The organism is Streptomyces sp. NPDC001663, assembly GCF_042893105.1.
In the GTDB taxonomy this organism is placed as follows: domain Bacteria; phylum Actinomycetota; class Actinomycetes; order Streptomycetales; family Streptomycetaceae; genus Streptomyces.
The window spans coordinates 180969-197640 of record NZ_JBIAUR010000002.1; the positions used below are offsets into that span (position 1 = coordinate 180969).

Consider the following 16672-nt stretch of genomic DNA (forward strand, 5'->3'; position numbering starts at 1 on the left):
AGTGCCGGTCGGCACGCAGTTTTCGAACTTGGGGAGATCCCGCCGTGACCGTCGAGACCGAGCCCCACTCCGAGCGCGCCTCCGATCCCTTCTCCGAGAACACCGCCGATGTGATCGTCGTGGGCGCAGGCCCGGCCGGCTCCACGACGGCGTATCACCTCGCCAAGGCAGGCCTCGACGTCCTCCTGCTGGAGAAGACCGAATTCCCGCGCGAGAAGGTCTGCGGCGACGGCCTGACGCCGCGCGCGGTCAAGCAGCTCGTGGCGATGGGCATCGACGTCTCCGAGGAGGCGGGCTGGCTGCGCAACAAGGGCCTGCGTATCATCGGCGGCGGCGTCCGCCTCCAGCTGGACTGGCCGGATCTCGCCTCCTTCCCGGACTACGGCCTCGTCCGCAAGCGCGACGACTTCGACGATCAGCTCGCCCGCAACGCCCAGAAGGCGGGCGCCCGGCTCTTCGAGCGCTGCAACGTCGGCGCCCCGATCATCGACGACCGCACCGGCCGCATCACCGGCGTCCACGCCAAGCTCGGCGAGGAGAAGCGCGAGGTCACCTTCCACGCGCCGCTGGTGGTGGCGGCCGACGGCAACTCCACCCGCCTCTCGCTGGCCATGGGCCTGCACCGCCGCGAGGACCGCCCGATGGGCGTCGCGGTCCGCACGTACTTCGAGTCGCCCCGCCACGAGGACGACTACCTGGAGTCCTGGCTGGAACTCTGGGACCGCCGCGGCCCCGGCGAGGACCGCCTCCTGCCCGGCTACGGGTGGATCTTCGGCATGGGCGACGGCACCTCGAACGTCGGCCTGGGCGTCCTGAACACCTCGGACTCCTTCAAGGAACTGGACTGGCGCGAGGTCCTGAAGGCCTGGTGCGCCTCCATGCCGGAGGACTGGGGCTACACCCCGGAGAACATGACCGGGCCCATCCGCGGCGCCGCCCTCCCCATGGCCTTCAACCGCCAGCCCCACTACACCAAGGGGCTGCTCCTGGTCGGCGACGCCGGCGGCCTGGTGAACCCCTTCAACGGCGAGGGCATCGCCTACGCCATGGAGTCCGGCCAGATCGCCGCCGACGTCATCGTCCAGGCCCACGCCCGCCCGACGCCCGCAAGCCGCGAACTGGCCCTGCAGCGCTACCCCCGCGTCCTCAAGGACACCTACGGCGGCTACTACACGCTGGGCCGCGCCTTCGTGAAGCTCATCGGCAACCCGAGGGTCATGAAGATCGCGACCCAGCGCGGCCTGACGCACCCCCTGCTCATGAAGTTCACCCTGAAGATGCTGGCCAACCTCACCGACCCGACGGGCGGCGACGCGATGGACCGCATCATCAACGGCCTGAGCAAGGTGGCACCGAAGGCCTGACGAACACCTCGCGGTCGCGAGGCATTTCAGGCACGACGATCTCTCCCGGGTGCCACAGTCACCCACTGCTGCTTGGCCGTCAGGCGCCCGATCACCCGGACCTCTCGCCCGGGCCCGGAGCGCCACGACGGCCCAAGCTCACCGTGGCCTCCGAACCGGCGGCGATCGCCGGGCTCCTCGTCGCCTTCATCGCCCTCCTCAAGAGCTGACGCCGGCGGGACGAGCCCGGCAGCGGCGACCGACGACAACGCCGCAGATGTGCGTGCCAGGGCCCGCGACGCCGAGCTGATCCGAAAGACACGCCCTAGCTGCCGAGCGCCTCGACGTTGGCGGCCCGGCGGGCGAACACCTCGTCGCGTCGGTCCGCCACCTGGCGGAGAGCGTCCTTGCGCTCGCGCTTGGAGAGCCGGTCCAGGTAGACGTGGCCGTTCACGTGGTCGGTCTCGTGCTCCAGGCACCGGGCGAAGTAACCCGTGCCCTCGATGACGACCGCCTCGCCGTCCTTGTCGAACCCGCGCACCACCGCCCGGTCCGGACGCGGTACGTCCATCACCGCGCCCGGCACGGACAGGCACCCCTCGCCCTCGTCCAGCAGCCGGCGCCCGGCGGGCTCGAGGGCGTCGAGGACCGGGTTGACGATGTGCCCGACGTGCCGGACCCCGTCGTCGTCCGGGCAGTCGTACACGAACAGCCGCAGATCGACGCCCACTTGGTTCGCCGCGAGCCCCGCTCCCTCGGCGATGTACATCGTCAGGAACATGTCGTCGATCAGGGCGGCGAGATCCGGCCCGAACTCGGTCACGTCCCGGCACGGCTTGTGCAGAACCTCTTCACCGACCTCGGTCACGCGCCGCACCTTCCCGCGCCGGGCCTCGGGCGCGAGCGGCGGATACGAGTCGACGGGCCTGCCTTGCACGAACACGCTCGGCATGACTGTTTCTCCTGTCTTGTGAGGATGCTGTGGCCGGGCGGGAAACCGGCTTCCGACCTCGGGAGCCCCTCCCTACCCTCCGTTACTCATGACAACAGAACACACGCATCAGCCCCAGCAGCAGACCGGCCACACCCGCAGACGGTTCCTGGCGGGAGCCGGGGGAGCGGCCGGCGCCCTCGCCTTATGGCCCGGCAGCGCAACCGCCGCCACGGGCAAGCGCGTCGCCGTCCTCGGCGGCGGCGTCTCCGGCCTCAGCGCCGCCCAGGAACTCGCCGAACGCGGCTACGCCGTCACCGTCTACGAGTACTACGACATCCTCGGCGGCAAGGCCCGCTCGATGGACGTCCCCGGCACGGCGAGCGGCGGCCGAAAGCCCCTTCCCGGCGAGCACGGCTTCCGGTTCTTCCCCGGTTTCTACCGGAACCTCCCGGACACGATGCGCCGCATCCCCTTCCCCGGCAACCCGGGCGGCGTCCGCGACAACCTCCGGGGCGCCACCGAGGAGTTGTTCGCCCGCAGCTCCGGCCGCCCGGATCTGCACTTCCCCCTCCGCCGGGCCACCACCCCGCCGGCCCCCGGCGACATCACCCCGTCCTGGATACGCGACCAGATCCTCTCCGTACTGGACCTCGCCACCCACCTCCCCGCCCACGAGGCCGCCTACTTCGCCGACCGCCTCCTGGTCCACCTCACGAGCTGCGACGCCCGCCGCGAGGACCAGTGGGAGAAGACCTCCTGGTGGGACTTCATCCGCGCCGAGGAGATGAGCGAGGAGTACCAGACCCTCCTCGGCATCGGCCAGACCCGCAACCTCGTCGCCACGCGCGCGGAAGTCGCCTCCACGCGCACCGTCGGCCGCATCATCATCGAGGCCCTGATCCTGTGGGGCCTGCTCGGCCGCGGTCTGGACGGCCCCGACGCCGACATCGACCGCGTCCTCAACGCTCCCACCAGCGAGGCGTGGATCGACCCCTGGGAGACCCACCTGCGCTCCCTCGGCGTCGAGTTCGTCCTCGGCACCCAGGTCAAGGAGGTCCTCTACGACGCCGGACGCATCTCCGGCGTACACGTCTCCGCCCGCGACGGCGGCCAGGACCGCACGGTCACCGCCGACCACTACGTTTCGGCACTCCCCGTCGAGCACGCACGCGTGACATGGGGCCCGGCCCTGCGCGCGGCCGACCCGCAGCTCGGCCGCTGCGACAAGCTGCAGACGGACTGGATGACCGGCGTGATGTTCTACCTGCGCACGCCCACCCCCGTCGTGCACGGCCACATCAACTGCCTCGACTCGCCCTGGTCGGTGACGGGCATCGGACAGGCCCAGTTCTGGGACGTAAGGGACTTCTCGCGCGACTACGGCGACGGACAGGCCCGCGACTGCCTGTCCGCGATCATCTCCGAATGGGACAAGCCCGGCATCCTGTACGGGAAGACGGCCAAGGAGTGCACCAAGGACGAGATCGTCGCCGAACTCTGGGCCCAGCTGAAGGACGGCCTCAACGACGCCGGCAAGACGACTCTCAGGGACGAGGACCGCCTCGGCTGGTTCATGGACCCGGCGGTGACGGGTCTCGGCGGCCCGAACCCGCAGAACCGCGAACAGCTCCTCATCCACCCCACGGGCACGCTCTACAACCGCCCTGCGGCGCGCACGGCGGTCCCGAACTTCTTCCTCGCCGGCGACTACGTCCGTACGGATGTGGACCTGGCGACGATGGAAGGCGCCAACGAGGCGGCACGACGTGCCGTCAACGCCCTCCTGGAGGCGGACAATTCGGGCGCCGAGCGGTGTGAGATCCGAGAGCTGTACCGGCCGCCCGAGATGGAGCCCCTCAAGCGCGTCGACGAGGTGCGCTACAAGCTGGGCCTGCCCAACACCTTCGACCTGGGGTAGCCCTCAGGGTGTGACGGAGGGCCGCTGCCCCCGAGCGGCTGCGGCCCTTCCGTGCGTCTGTGGTGCCGGGTTGTGTCAGAGCACCCGCACCGCGCCGGTCGGCGGGTCGTAGGACAGCGGCTTCTCGACGACACCGGTCGACGGGTTCTGCGCGCCGACGAACATGCCGTCACCCACGTACAGCGCCACGTGGTACGCGCTGCCCGCGCTGCCCCAGTAGAGGATGTCGCCCGGCTGCAGGTTGCTCAGCGAGACCTGGGTGCCGGCCGTCGACTGGTCCTGTGAGACGCGCGGCAGGCTGATGCCGACCTGCTTGAAGGCGGTCTGTATCAGGCCAGAGCAGTCCCACGAGTTGGGGCCGGTGCCGCCGGAGACGTAGGCGTCACCGACCTGGGCCTTCACGAAGGCGATGACCGCGGCGGCCGAACCGGTGGCCGTCGAGGAACTCGACGAGGCGGTCGACGTCGTGGAGGCGGCGAGGGTGGTCCGCTCGGAGCTGCGGGAAGCAGCCTGCTCGGCGGCGGCCTTGCGGGCGGCTTCGGCCTTCTTCTTGGCCTCGGCCTTCTTCTTCGCCTCTGCGAGGTCCGCCTTGGCCTGCTTCGCGGCCTTTGCGGCAGCTGCGTCACGCTCGGCCTGCAGCTGGTAGTTCGCGGCAGCCTGCTGTGTGGCGTCCGCGGACTGGGCGACCTGAGCGGCCAGATCGGCCGTCAGGGTGGGCAGTTGCAGGGTCTGCGTCGTCTCGGCAGCGCTCGCCGAGGCCGATGCGCCCGCCGCCGCCATGCTGAGGACGCCACCGGCAACTCCGGCGCGCACGGCGATGGAAGTCGTCGCGCTACGGCGGGGTTTCCGGTGGCTGCGTATGTGAGCGGTGTGGGACATGAGAACAACCGGTATCAGGGGCTCCTCCATACCTTCAAGAAACGTGTGCTGCGCCACAGTTGTTCAGTCGAGGCCCCAAATCCCCGGCATGGAGTTCCTTATTGACGCCGTAACGGACATTGCGGACGCAGCCCTTCAGGCCCTTGATCACGGTCTTTCGTCGGTACGCCCGAATTGCCCTCCGCCTACCATCGGTTGGGACAGTTGGCCAAGCCCCGTTCTCAGGCGCCCCTCATGGATGTGGCGGAGGTCACGCAACGGTCACAGGAGAAGCTGCGTCTCGCGTAAAGATCACGACCGGATTGCGACCGGGTCACGGCCCGGCCCCGCTCGTGAATGCGTGCACGCGTCCACACCGCGCTGCGCCCCTCCCTCTGATGTGTGAACGCGGTGCACTATCAGGACATCTCGTCCAACACCAATTTGCATGCAAGGGAAGTCTCTTGATATTGAGACGCCCCTCTCGAGCTGCGCCGACGAGCGAAAATGTCACCTCTGGTGATCACCTGGACGCTTCGGGTGCGAAGATCGCCGCTCATCCGACTTCATGATCGTTCGTCAGGTGGTGGAGATCACAAAGCTTGTGTAATACCCCGTGTCGCAGATCACAGAGCGGCGGGCATAGGATGCGAGGCAGTTGGGCTTGTGACCTGCTTCACATGTTCTCGATCTTCGCCGGGACGGGCGGGGTTGGAGAAACGTATGAGGTCGGTGTGAGTCCAACGCCATCGCCAGCAGTCAGTGCCGACTGAGAGGAGCGAGGAGCGGTGAACGCGTATGCGCCCATCCTCGTACTGGGAGCCCTCGGGGCAGGCTTTGCGATCTTCTCCGTGGTCATGGCCACGCTGATCGGTCCGAAGCGATACAACCGGGCCAAGCTCGAGGCCTACGAGTGCGGGATCGAGCCGACCCCCACGCCGGCCGGCGGCGGGCGCTTCCCCATCAAGTACTACCTGACGGCGATGCTCTTCATCGTCTTCGACATCGAGATCGTCTTCCTCTACCCCTGGGCCGTCACCTTCGACGCCCTGGGGATTTTCGGGCTCGTGGAGATGCTGCTCTTCGTGCTCACCGTCTTCGTCGCGTACGCGTACGTATGGCGGCGCGGCGGCCTGGAATGGGACTGAGGGGCCTTAACACATGGGACTCGAAGAAAAGCTGCCGAGCGGATTCCTGCTGACCACCGTCGAGCAGGCCGCGGGCTGGGTGCGCAAGTCGTCCGTCTTCCCGGCCACATTCGGACTCGCCTGCTGCGCCATCGAGATGATGACCACCGGCGCCGGCCGCTACGACCTGGCGCGCTTCGGCATGGAGGTCTTCCGCGGTTCGCCCCGCCAGGCGGACCTGATGATCGTGGCCGGCCGGGTGAGCCAGAAGATGGCGCCGGTGTTGCGCCAGGTCTACGACCAGATGCCGAACCCCAAGTGGGTGATCTCCATGGGGGTCTGCGCCTCCTCGGGCGGCATGTTCAACAACTACGCGATCGTCCAGGGCGTCGACCACATCGTCCCGGTCGACATCTATCTGCCCGGCTGCCCGCCACGGCCCGAGATGCTGATGGACGCCATCCTCAAGCTGCACCAGAAGATCCAGACCTCCAAGCTCGGCGTGAACGCCGAGGAGGCGGCCCGCGAGGCGGAGGAAGCGGCGCTCAAGGCCCTGCCCACGATCGAGATGAAGGGGCTGCTGCGGTGAGCGACGCGAACGGCACCAATGGAGCGTCGAACGGGGTCAACCCCGAGAAGGACCTCGGCGCCTCCAACCTCCCCGGCCAGCGCGGCGAGGGCGGCGAGGAGATCCGCGTCCAGCGCGGCATGTTCGGCGCCAACAACGGCGGCGACACCTCCGGCTACGGCGGCCTGGTCCGCTCGGTCCGCCTCCCGGGACCCGCGGCCCGCCCCTACGGCGGCTGGTTCGACGAGGTCGCCGACGAGCTGGAGGGCGCCCTGGAGGAGCAGGGACTGCTCCCCGACAACGCCATCGAGAAGACGGTCGTCGACCGCGGCGAGCTCACCTTCCACATCGAGCGCGAACACCTGCTGCGCGTCGCCCGCACCCTGCGTGACGACCCCGCCCTGCGCTTCGAACTCTGTACCGGCGTCAGCGCGGTCCACTACCTGCACGACAAGGGCCGCGAGCTGCACGCCGTCTACCACCTGCGCTCGATCACCCACAACCGGCTGATCCGCCTCGAAGTCAGCGCCCCGGACGCCGACCCGAAGATCCCGTCCCTGGTCTCGGTCTATCCCACCAACGACTGGCACGAGCGCGAGACCTACGACTTCTTCGGGATCGTCTTCGACGGTCACCCGGCCCTGACGCGGATCATGATGCCGGACGACTGGCAGGGCCATCCGCAGCGCAAGGACTACCCCCTCGGCGGCATCCCCGTCGAGTACAAGGGCGCCCAGATCCCGGCTCCGGACCAGCGGAGGTCGTACTCGTGAGCACGCAGTCAGCATCCGCGGCCTCTGCCGCTTCGGCGCGCGAGACCACCGAGGGCACCGTATACACGGTCACCGGTGGCGACTGGGACGAGGTCGTCCAGTCCGCGGCCCGCGCAGACGACGAGCGCATCGTCGTCAACATGGGTCCCCAGCACCCCTCCACCCATGGAGTGCTCCGCCTGATCCTGGAGATCGACGGCGAGACGGTCACCGAGGCCCGCTGCGGCATCGGCTACCTGCACACCGGCATCGAGAAGAACCTCGAGTTCCGCACGTGGACGCAGGGCACCACGTTCGTGACGCGCATGGACTACCTGACGTCCTTCTTCAACGAGACCGCCTACTGCCTCGCCGTCGAGAAGCTCCTCGGCATCGAGGACCAGATCACCGAGCGGGCCGAGATCATCCGGGTGCTCCTGATGGAGCTGAACCGGATGTCCTCGCACCTGGTGTGCATCGCCACCGGCGGCATGGAACTCGGCGCCACCACGATCATGATCTACGGATTCCGTGATCGTGAAATGATTCTCGACATCTACGAGCTCATCACGGGCCTCAGGATGAACCACGCGTACATCCGCCCCGGCGGACTCGCGCAGGACCTGCCGCCCGGTGCGGTGGACCACATCCGCGAGTTCGTGAAGAAGATGAAGAAGAACCTCCCGGAGTACGACAAGCTCGCCACCGGGAACCCCATCTTCAAGGCCCGTATGCAGGACGTCGGCTATCTCGACCTGGCCGGCTGCATGGCCCTCGGCGCCACCGGCCCGATCCTGCGCTCCACCGGCCTGCCGCACGACCTGCGCAAGACGCAGCCGTACTGCGGCTACGAGACGTACGACTTCGACGTCCCGACCGCCGACTCCTGCGACTCCTACGGCCGCTTCCTGATCCGCCTGGAGGAGATGCGCCAGTCGCTCAGGATCGTCGAGCAGTGCCTGGACCGGCTGCAGCCCGGCCCGGTCATGGTCGCCGACAAGAAGATCGCCTGGCCTGCCCAGCTCGCCCTGGGACCGGACGGGCTCGGCAACTCCCTCGACCACATCAAGAAGATCATGGGCACCTCCATGGAGGCCCTGATCCACCACTTCAAGCTGGTCACCGAGGGCTTCCGCGTCCCGCCGGGACAGGCGTACGCGGCCGTCGAGTCGCCCAAGGGCGAGCTCGGGGTGCATGCCGTGTCCGACGGCGGCACCCGCCCCTACCGGGTCCACTTCCGTGACCCGTCCTTCACCAACCTGCAGGCCATGGCGGCGATGTGCGAGGGCGGCCAGGTCGCCGACGTCATCGTCGCTGTCGCGTCCATCGACCCCGTGATGGGAGGCGTCGACCGGTGACCACCAGTTCTTCGGAGCGGGGCGTCAGCCTGGGCATGCCCGAACTGCCCGCGCCCGCCTACCCGGACGACGTCCGAGCCCGGCTCGAGGCGGACGCGCGCGAGCTGATCGCCCGCTACCCCGACTCCCGCTCGGCGCTCCTGCCGTTGCTGCATCTCGTGCAGGCGGAGGAGGGCCATGTCACGCGCACCGGGATGCAGTTCTGCGCGGACGTGCTGGGCCTGACCACGGCCGAGGTGACCGCGGTCGCCACCTTCTACACCATGTACCGGCGCAAGCCGTCCGGTGACTACCAGGTGGGCGTCTGCACCAACACCCTGTGCGCGGTGATGGGCGGTGACGCGATCTTCGAGGAGCTCCAGGAGCACCTGGGCGTCGGCAACGGTGAGACCACCGACGACGGCAAGGTCACCCTGGAGCACATCGAGTGCAACGCGGCCTGCGACTTCGCGCCGGTCGTGATGGTCAACTGGGAGTTCTTCGACAACCAGTCCCCCGCCAGCGCCAAGCGCCTCGTCGACGACCTGCGCGCGGGACGGCCGGTCGAGCCCACGCGCGGTGCGCGCCTGTGCACCTTCAAGGAGACCGCGCGGATTCTGGCCGGCTTCCCCGACGAGCGGCCAGGGGCCGTCGAGGAGAGCGGCAGTGCGGGACCGGCGTCGCTGGTGGGCCTTCGCCTGGCAAGGGGAGAGGCCGCACCCGCGCGCGTGGTCCATCCGCGGGACGGCGGCCCGCATCAGGACGAGCCGCAGGACAGGGCAGTGCACGAGCCGTCACCGACCGAGCACCTGAGCTCACACGATGCGCCGCAGGACACGTCGGCCTCCGACCCAGCCCACCCGGCAGGGCCTACCGCCGAGGAGGGGGAGTGATGACCTTGGCACCCGAGCTGAAAGACACCAGCCCCGAGAAGCTGCTCGCACCGGTGCTGTCGGCCTTCTGGGACGAGGACAGGTCCTGGACGCTGGACGTCTACCGAAGGCACGAGGGATACGAGGGGCTCCGCAAGGCGCTCGCGATGTCCCCGGACGACCTGATCGCGTACGTCAAGGACTCCGGGTTGCGTGGCCGGGGCGGCGCGGGATTCCCCACGGGAATGAAATGGCAGTTCATTCCCCAAGGGGATGGAAAGCCGCACTATCTAGTTGTCAACGCCGACGAGTCGGAGCCCGGAACCTGCAAGGACATCCCGCTCCTCTTCGCGAACCCACATAGCCTCATCGAGGGCATTGTCATCGCGTGTTATGCCATCAGGTCGTCGCATGCCTTCATCTATCTGCGTGGTGAAGTCGTCCCTGTTCTGCGGCGGTTGCACGAGGCCGTGCGCGAGGCCTACGAGGCCGGCTACCTCGGCGAGAACATCCTGGGCAGCGGCCTGAATCTCCAGCTCACCGTGCACGCCGGCGCCGGCGCGTACATCTGCGGTGAGGAGACCGCACTGCTCGACTCGCTCGAAGGCCGCCGGGGTCAACCGCGGCTCCGTCCCCCCTTCCCTGCGGTGGCGGGCCTCTATGCGTGCCCGACTGTTGTGAACAACGTCGAGTCGATCGCGTCGGTTCCCGCGATTCTGCATCGGGGCAAGGAATGGTTCCGGTCGATGGGCAGCGAGAAGTCCCCGGGCTTCACGCTCTACTCGCTCAGCGGTCATGTCGCGAGCCCCGGCCAGTACGAGGCCCCGCTCGGCATCACGCTGCGCCAGCTCCTCGAGATGAGCGGTGGCATGCGGCCGGGCCACCGCCTCAAGTTCTGGACGCCGGGCGGTTCTTCGACGCCGATGTTCACCGACGAGCACCTCGACGTACCCCTTGACTACGAGGGTGTGGGCGCCGCCGGTTCCATGCTGGGCACCAAGGCCCTGCAGTGCTTCGACGAGACGACCTGCGTCGTCCGCGCCGTCACCCGCTGGACCGAGTTCTACGCCCACGAGTCCTGCGGCAAGTGCACGCCGTGCCGTGAAGGGACGTACTGGCTCGTGCAGTTGCTGCGCGACATCGAGGCCGGCAAGGGCGTGATGTCCGACCTCGACAAGCTGAACGACATCGCCGACAACATCAACGGCAAGTCGTTCTGCGCCCTCGGCGACGGCGCCGCCTCGCCGATCTTCTCCTCGCTCAAGTACTTCCGTGAGGAGTACGAGCAGCACATCACGGGCCGCGGGTGCCCCTTCGACCCGGCCAAGTCGACGGCCTGGGCCGACCGCACGGAGGTGAACGCATGACGGTGACCACGAGCGCTCCCTCGGGTGGGGGAGAGGCGGCGGTCCCGCCGGAAGATCTCGTCTCGCTGACGATCGACGGCGCCGAGATCAGCGTGCCCAAGGGCACCCTGGTCATCCGGGCCGCCGAGCAACTCGGCATCGAGATCCCCCGGTTCTGCGACCATCCCCTGCTCGACCCGGCCGGTGCCTGCCGCCAGTGCATCGTCGAGGTCGAGGGCCAGCGCAAGCCGATGGCGTCCTGCACCATCACGTGCACGGACGGCATGGTGGTGAAGACCCACCTCACCTCGCCGGTCGCCGAGAAGGCCCAGCACGGTGTGATGGAGCTTCTCCTTATCAATCACCCCCTGGACTGCCCGGTCTGCGACAAGGGCGGCGAGTGCCCCCTGCAGAACCAGGCCATGTCCCACGGCCAGGCCGAGTCCCGCTTCGAGGGCAGGAAGCGGACGTACGAGAAGCCCGTCCCGATCTCCACGCAGGTGCTGCTCGACCGTGAGCGGTGCGTGCTCTGCGCCCGGTGCACCCGGTTCTCCAACCAGATCGCGGGCGACCCGATGATCGAGCTGCTGGAGCGGGGCGCGCTTCAGCAGGTCGGTACCGGTGAGGGCGACCCCTTCGAGTCGTACTTCTCCGGCAACACCATCCAGATCTGCCCGGTCGGCGCGCTCACCTCGGCGGCGTACCGATTCCGCTCCCGGCCCTTCGACCTGGTGTCCTCGCCGAGCGTGTGCGAGCACTGCTCCGGCGGCTGCGCCACCCGCACCGACCACCGGCGCGGCAAGGTCATGCGGCGCCTCGCGGCCAACGACCCCGAGGTCAACGAGGAGTGGATCTGCGACAAGGGACGGTTCGCCTTCCGGTACGCGCAGCAGCGCGACCGGCTCGAGACGCCGCTGGTGCGCAACGCCGAGGGTGAACTGGAGCCCGCCTCCTGGCCGGAGGCGTTGCAGATCGCCGCTCAGGGCCTGCTCGCCTCGCGCGGCCGCACCGGCGTCCTGACCGGCGGTCGCCTGACCGTCGAGGACGCCTACGCGTACAGCAAGTTCGCGCGCGTGGCGCTCGACACGAACGACATCGACTTCCGCGCGCGCGTGCACGGCGGCGAGGAGGCCGACTTCCTTGCCGCGCGGGTCGCCGGACGCGGACGTGACCTCGACGGTACGGGCGTCACATACGCCTCCCTGGAGAAGGCACCCGCCGTCCTGCTGGTCGGGTTCGAGGCCGAGGAGGAGGCGCCCGGCGTCTTCCTGAGGCTGCGCAAGGCCTGGCGGGGGCACGGGCAGAAGGTGTTCTCGCTGGCCACGCACTCCACGCGCGGTCTGGAGAAGGCCGGCGGCATGCTGCTGCCGGCGGCGCCCGGCACCGAGACCGAGTGGCTGGACGCGCTCGCGAGCGGGGTCGGACTGGAGGAGCCCGGCGGGCAGGCCGCTCAGGCGCTGCGTGCCGAGGGCGCGGTGATCGTCGTCGGCGAGCGGCTGGCCGCGGTGGCGGGCGGGCTGACCGCCGCCGTACGGGCCGCGTCCGCGACCGGCGCCCAGCTGGTCTGGATCCCGCGGCGGGCCGGTGAGCGCGGCGCCGTCGAGGCGGGCGCGCTGCCGTCGCTGCTGCCGGGCGGACGCCCGGCCACCGACCCACGCGCGCGTGACGAGGTCGCCGCCGTCTGGGGCCTCGCCGAACTCCCGCACCGCTACGGCCGCGACACGAGCCAGATCGTCGAGGCCGCCGCCTCCGGTGAGCTGCAGGCGCTGCTGGTCGCGGGCGTCGAGGTCGCCGATCTGCCCGACCCGGCACGCGCGCGTGAAGCACTTCACGAGGCGGGCTTCGTGGTGTCGCTGGAACTGCGCCCCAGTGAGGTCAGCGAGCACGCCGACGTGGTGCTTCCCGTCGCCGCGGTCGCCGAGAAGGCAGGCACCTTCCTCAACTGGGAGGGCCGGGTGCGCTTCTTCGAGGCCGCGCTCAAGCCCGACCAGATGACCCGTCACCTCGCGCCGACCGACGCGCGCGTGCTGCAGATGCTGGCCGACGCCATGGACGTACACCTGGGTCTGCCGGATCTGCGCACCGTACGCGCGGAGATCGACCGGCTCGGTCCCTGGGACGGACCGCGCGCCACCGAACCCCTGGAGACTGCCGGCCACTTGCCGCGGCCCGCCGCCGGAGAGGCCGTACTGGCCGGGCACCGGCTGCTGCTCGATCAGGGCGTCCTCCAGCAGGGCGACGAGGCGCTCGCCGGAACCCGGCATGCCGCCCACGCGCGCGTGTCGGCCGCGACGGCCGCCGAAGCCGGCGTCAAGGACGGCGACCTCATCGCCGTGACCGGTCCCTCGGGGGCGGCCGCACTCCCGCTGCAGATCACCGAGATGCCCGACCGCGTGGTCTGGCTCCCGCTGAACTCCGTCGGCAGGGGCGTCGCCTCCGACACGGGGGCGCTGCCCGGCGCCCTCGTCCGCATCGGCCCGGCGACGCCCGTCGGCGCGGCCCCCGAGGAGGTGGAGGCATGAGCCCGTACCTCGCCGCTGAAGACCTCTCGATGTTCGGCCGTGACCCGTGGTGGCTGGTGGTCGTCAAGGCGGTGTTCTGCTTCGCCTTCCTGATGGTGACCGTGCTGTTCTCCATCGTCTGGGAGCGCAAGGTCGTCGCCTGGATGCAGCTGCGCATCGGCCCCAACCGGCACGGCCCCTGGGGCATGCTCCAGTCGCTCGCCGACGGCATCAAGCTGATGCTCAAGGAAGACATCATCGTCAAACGCGCGGACAAGGTGGTCTACGTCCTCGCACCGATCGTCGCGGCCATCCCGGCCTTCATGGCGATCGCGGTGATCCCCTTCGGCCCGGCCGACAACGAGATCTCCATCTTCGGCACCCGCACCACGATGCAGCTCACCGACCTGCCGATCGCAATGCTCTTCATCCTCGCGGTCGCCTCGGTCGGCATCTACGGCATCGTCCTTGCGGGTTGGAGTTCCGGATCCACCTACCCGCTGCTGGGCGGCCTCCGCTCCTGCGCGCAGATGATCTCGTACGAGATCGCGATGGGCGCGGCCTTCGCCTCCGTGTTCCTCTACTCGGGGTCGATGTCTACGTCGACGATCGTCGAGCAGCAGCACGACCGCTGGTACATCCTGCTGCTGCCGGTCTCCTTCATCCTCTACATCGTGACGATGGTGGGCGAGACCAACCGCGCCCCCTTCGACATGCCGGAGTCCGAGGGCGACCTGGTCGGCGGCTTCAACACCGAGTACTCGTCGATCAAGTTCGCGATGTTCATGCTCGCCGAGTACGTCAACATGGTGACGGTCTCGGCCGTGTCGGCCACGCTCTTCCTCGGCGGCTGGCGGGCCCCCTGGCCGATCAGCACCTTCTGGGAGGGCGCCAACCACGGCTGGTGGCCGCTGCTCTGGTTCGTGATCAAGGTACAGCTGCTGCTGTTCTTCTTCATCTGGCTGCGCGGCACGCTCCCGCGCGTCCGCTACGACCAGCTGATGAAGCTCGGCTGGAAGGTCCTCATCCCGGTCTCCGTGGTCTGGCTGATGCTGGTCGCGACCGTCCGGGCACTGAGGAACGAGAACTACGACTTCGCCGACATCGCCCTCTACATCGGCGGCGGCGTCCTCGCCCTGCTTCTCCTGTCCTTCGTCGCCGACATGTTCCGCGAGAAGGCGAAGGAGACCGAGCAGGCCGTCGAGGAACCCGCCGGATTCGACCCGATGGCGGGTGGATTCCCCGTACCTCCGCTACCGGGGCAGGAGTTGCCGGCGGTGCCGAGGCGCCGTCCGCGACGCGAGCGGGAGCTCATTGTCAGTGGTGGGTCGGATACTGCCAGTGACGGATCTTCGGATGGAAAGGAGGCGTCCGATGGCTGAGGAGCCCAAGGAGACCAAGCCCGGTTTCATGAATCCCGTGGCCGGCTTCGGCGTGACCTTCAAGGCCATGTTCAAGAAGCGGCTGACCGAGCAGTACCCGGAGCAGCAGAAGACCACTGCCCCCCGGTTCCACGGACGGCACCAGCTCAACCGCCATCCGGACGGCCTGGAGAAGTGCGTCGGCTGCGAGCTGTGCGCCTGGGCCTGCCCCGCCGACGCCATCTACGTGGAGGGCGCGGACAACACCGACGAGGAGCGCTACTCGCCGGGCGAGCGGTACGGCCGCGTCTACCAGATCAACTACGCCCGCTGCATCCTGTGCGGCCTGTGCATCGAGGCGTGCCCCACCCGCGCGCTGACGATGACCAACGAGTTCGAACTGGCCGACAGCAGCCGCGCCAACCTCATCTACACCAAGGAGCAGCTGCTCGCCGGCCTCGAGGAGGGCATGGTCGACAGCCCGCACGCCATCTACCCGGGGATGGACGAGCAGGACTACTACCGGGGACTGGTGACGGAGGCCGCGCCCGGCACCGAGCCCCAAGTCGCCGTCTCCAAGGGCGAGAAGCCTGACGAAGAGGAGGTGCAGGCATGAGCAACCTCGCCGCCTACTCCACCTCCACCGGAGAGGCCTTCCAGTTCTGGGTCCTCGGCACCGTGGCCGTGATCGGCGCCCTGGCCACCGTATTCATGAAGAGGGCCGTGCACAGCGCACTGTCGCTGGCCGGCACCATGATCATCCTGGCGATCTTCTACCTCGCCAACGGCGCCTACTTCCTGGGCATCGTGCAGATCGTCGTCTACACCGGCGCGATCATGATGCTGTTCCTGTTCGTGGTGATGCTCGTCGGCGTGACGGCCGCGGACTCGCTGAAGGAGACCATCAAGGGCCAGCGCTGGCTGGCCCTGCTCTGCGGCCTCGGCTTCGGCATCCTGCTGTTCGCCGGGATCGGCAACGCCTCCCTCAGCGAGTTCAACGGCCTGAGCGAGGCGAACGCCCACGGCAATGTGGAGGGTCTCGCGACCCTCATCTTCACCAAGTACGTCTTCGCCTTCGAAATCACCGGCGCCCTGCTGATCACGGCCGCCGTCGGTGCCATGGTGCTCACGCACCGCGAGCGCACCGAGCGCGCCAAGACGCAGCGCGAGCTGTCCGAACAGCGCGTCCGCGAGGGCAAGCACGTGCCGCCGCTGCCGGCGCCCGGCGTGTACGCCCGGCACAACGCGGTGGACATCGCGGGCCTGCTGCCCGACGGCACCCCGTCCGAGCTCACCGTCAGCAAGACGCTGCGCGAGCGCGGCCAGATCCGTGACGTGTCCGCCGAGGCACTCAACGACCTGCGGGCGCTGGAGCAGCGCGCGGAGGAGCGACTGGAGCGGACCGAGATCGAGCCCGCCACCTTCAAGCGTGAGGAGGCGTCGAAGTGAACCCGGTCAACTATCTCTATCTGTCCGCCCTGTTGTTCACGATCGGCGCGACGGGCGTGCTGATCAGGCGCAACGCGATCGTCGTGTTCATGTGCATCGAGCTGATGCTGAACGCCTGCAACCTCGCGTTCGTCACCTTCTCCCGGATGCACGGCAATCTCGACGGCCAGATCATCGCCTTCTTCACGATGGTCGTCGCCGCCGCGGAGGTCGTGGTCGGGCTCGCGATCATCGTGTCCCTGTTCCGTTCCCGCCACTCGGCCTCGGTCGACGACGCCAGCCTGATGAAGCTCTGAGGGGTCGCTG

15 protein-coding genes are annotated in these 16672 nt (G+C 68.8%); 13 read left to right on the top strand and 2 right to left on the bottom strand.

Going from position 1 to position 16672, the window contains the following annotated elements:
• Positions 1-44 precede the first annotated feature (44 nt).
• Positions 45-1364: a geranylgeranyl reductase family protein gene (locus ACFY1L_RS07125; protein ID WP_388819492.1), complete on the top strand. Its 1320-nt coding sequence runs from the start codon at positions 45-47 to the stop codon at positions 1362-1364.
• 304 nt (positions 1365-1668) lie between these two features.
• On the opposite strand, the gene def is transcribed toward ACFY1L_RS07125, so the two are convergent.
• The gene (def, locus tag ACFY1L_RS07130) at positions 1669-2295 is read right to left on the bottom strand and encodes a peptide deformylase (RefSeq protein ID WP_388819495.1); all 627 of its coding nucleotides are present in this window, start codon (positions 2293-2295) and stop codon (positions 1669-1671) included.
• Positions 2296-2383: 88 nt separating this feature from the next.
• Between def and ACFY1L_RS07135 the strand changes: the two genes are divergently transcribed.
• Positions 2384-4195 (top strand): FAD-dependent oxidoreductase, encoded by a 1812-nt coding sequence (locus ACFY1L_RS07135; protein ID WP_388819498.1) that lies wholly within the window; start codon positions 2384-2386, stop codon positions 4193-4195.
• A 75-nt stretch (positions 4196-4270) separates the two neighbouring features.
• Here ACFY1L_RS07135 and ACFY1L_RS07140 read toward each other — a convergent pair whose 3' ends face one another.
• The gene (locus ACFY1L_RS07140) at positions 4271-5074 is read right to left on the bottom strand and encodes a C40 family peptidase (RefSeq protein WP_388819501.1); all 804 of its coding nucleotides are present in this window, start codon (positions 5072-5074) and stop codon (positions 4271-4273) included.
• Positions 5075-5841: 767 nt separating this feature from the next.
• On the opposite strand from ACFY1L_RS07140, the gene ACFY1L_RS07145 reads away from it, so the two are divergent.
• The 11 genes from ACFY1L_RS07145 to nuoK are packed head-to-tail and all read left to right on the top strand — an operon-like array spanning position 5842 to position 16662.
• A complete protein-coding gene (locus tag ACFY1L_RS07145) occupies positions 5842-6201 on the top strand; it encodes an NADH-quinone oxidoreductase subunit A (protein ID WP_003992243.1) in 360 nt (119 codons plus the stop codon).
• Positions 6202-6214: 13 nt separating this feature from the next.
• A complete protein-coding gene (locus ACFY1L_RS07150; protein ID WP_010041554.1) occupies positions 6215-6769 on the top strand; it encodes an NADH-quinone oxidoreductase subunit B family protein in 555 nt (184 codons plus the stop codon).
• On the top strand, positions 6766-7521 hold the full coding sequence (locus ACFY1L_RS07155; protein WP_388819504.1) for an NADH-quinone oxidoreductase subunit C: 756 nt from the start codon (positions 6766-6768) through the stop codon (positions 7519-7521). The genes ACFY1L_RS07150 and ACFY1L_RS07155 overlap by 4 nt, the downstream gene beginning before the upstream one ends.
• Positions 7518-8858, top strand: coding sequence for an NADH-quinone oxidoreductase subunit D (locus tag ACFY1L_RS07160; protein ID WP_388819507.1), 1341 nt, complete (start codon positions 7518-7520; stop codon positions 8856-8858). Before ACFY1L_RS07155 ends, ACFY1L_RS07160 begins: the two co-directional genes overlap by 4 nt.
• Positions 8855-9730, top strand: a complete 876-nt coding sequence (nuoE, locus tag ACFY1L_RS07165) for an NADH-quinone oxidoreductase subunit NuoE (RefSeq protein ID WP_388819510.1) — start codon at positions 8855-8857, stop codon at positions 9728-9730. The genes ACFY1L_RS07160 and nuoE overlap by 4 nt, the downstream gene beginning before the upstream one ends.
• Positions 9730-11076, top strand: coding sequence for an NADH-quinone oxidoreductase subunit NuoF (nuoF, locus tag ACFY1L_RS07170; protein WP_361265301.1), 1347 nt, complete (start codon positions 9730-9732; stop codon positions 11074-11076). The genes nuoE and nuoF overlap by 1 nt, the downstream gene beginning before the upstream one ends.
• On the top strand, positions 11073-13577 hold the full coding sequence (locus ACFY1L_RS07175) for an NADH-quinone oxidoreductase subunit G (protein ID WP_388819513.1): 2505 nt from the start codon (positions 11073-11075) through the stop codon (positions 13575-13577). Before nuoF ends, ACFY1L_RS07175 begins: the two co-directional genes overlap by 4 nt.
• Positions 13574-14938, top strand: coding sequence for an NADH-quinone oxidoreductase subunit NuoH (gene nuoH / locus ACFY1L_RS07180; protein ID WP_388819516.1), 1365 nt, complete (start codon positions 13574-13576; stop codon positions 14936-14938). Before ACFY1L_RS07175 ends, nuoH begins: the two co-directional genes overlap by 4 nt.
• On the top strand, positions 14931-15533 hold the full coding sequence (gene nuoI / locus ACFY1L_RS07185; protein ID WP_388819519.1) for an NADH-quinone oxidoreductase subunit NuoI: 603 nt from the start codon (positions 14931-14933) through the stop codon (positions 15531-15533). The genes nuoH and nuoI overlap by 8 nt, the downstream gene beginning before the upstream one ends.
• On the top strand, positions 15530-16366 hold the full coding sequence (locus tag ACFY1L_RS07190; RefSeq protein ID WP_388819522.1) for an NADH-quinone oxidoreductase subunit J: 837 nt from the start codon (positions 15530-15532) through the stop codon (positions 16364-16366). Before nuoI ends, ACFY1L_RS07190 begins: the two co-directional genes overlap by 4 nt.
• A complete protein-coding gene (nuoK, locus tag ACFY1L_RS07195) occupies positions 16363-16662 on the top strand; it encodes an NADH-quinone oxidoreductase subunit NuoK (protein WP_242779136.1) in 300 nt (99 codons plus the stop codon). Before ACFY1L_RS07190 ends, nuoK begins: the two co-directional genes overlap by 4 nt.
• Positions 16663-16672 lie beyond the last annotated feature (10 nt).

What these genes read in the sequence shown, in the direction of transcription:
- def (WP_388819495.1), bottom strand. Translation starts at nt 2,295, where the DNA reads ATGCCGAGCGTGTTCGTGCAAGGCAGGCCCGTCGACTCGTATCCGCCG.
- ACFY1L_RS07135 (WP_388819498.1), top strand. Translation starts at nt 2,384, where the DNA reads ATGACAACAGAACACACGCATCAGCCCCAGCAGCAGACCGGCCACACC.
- ACFY1L_RS07140 (WP_388819501.1), bottom strand. Translation starts at nt 5,074, where the DNA reads ATGTCCCACACCGCTCACATACGCAGCCACCGGAAACCCCGCCGTAGC.
- ACFY1L_RS07150 (WP_010041554.1), top strand. Translation starts at nt 6,215, where the DNA reads ATGGGACTCGAAGAAAAGCTGCCGAGCGGATTCCTGCTGACCACCGTC.
- nuoF (WP_361265301.1), top strand. Translation starts at nt 9,730, where the DNA reads ATGACCTTGGCACCCGAGCTGAAAGACACCAGCCCCGAGAAGCTGCTC.
- ACFY1L_RS07175 (WP_388819513.1), top strand. Translation starts at nt 11,073, where the DNA reads ATGACGGTGACCACGAGCGCTCCCTCGGGTGGGGGAGAGGCGGCGGTC.
- nuoH (WP_388819516.1), top strand. Translation starts at nt 13,574, where the DNA reads ATGAGCCCGTACCTCGCCGCTGAAGACCTCTCGATGTTCGGCCGTGAC.
- nuoI (WP_388819519.1), top strand. Translation starts at nt 14,931, where the DNA reads ATGGCTGAGGAGCCCAAGGAGACCAAGCCCGGTTTCATGAATCCCGTG.
- ACFY1L_RS07190 (WP_388819522.1), top strand. Translation starts at nt 15,530, where the DNA reads ATGAGCAACCTCGCCGCCTACTCCACCTCCACCGGAGAGGCCTTCCAG.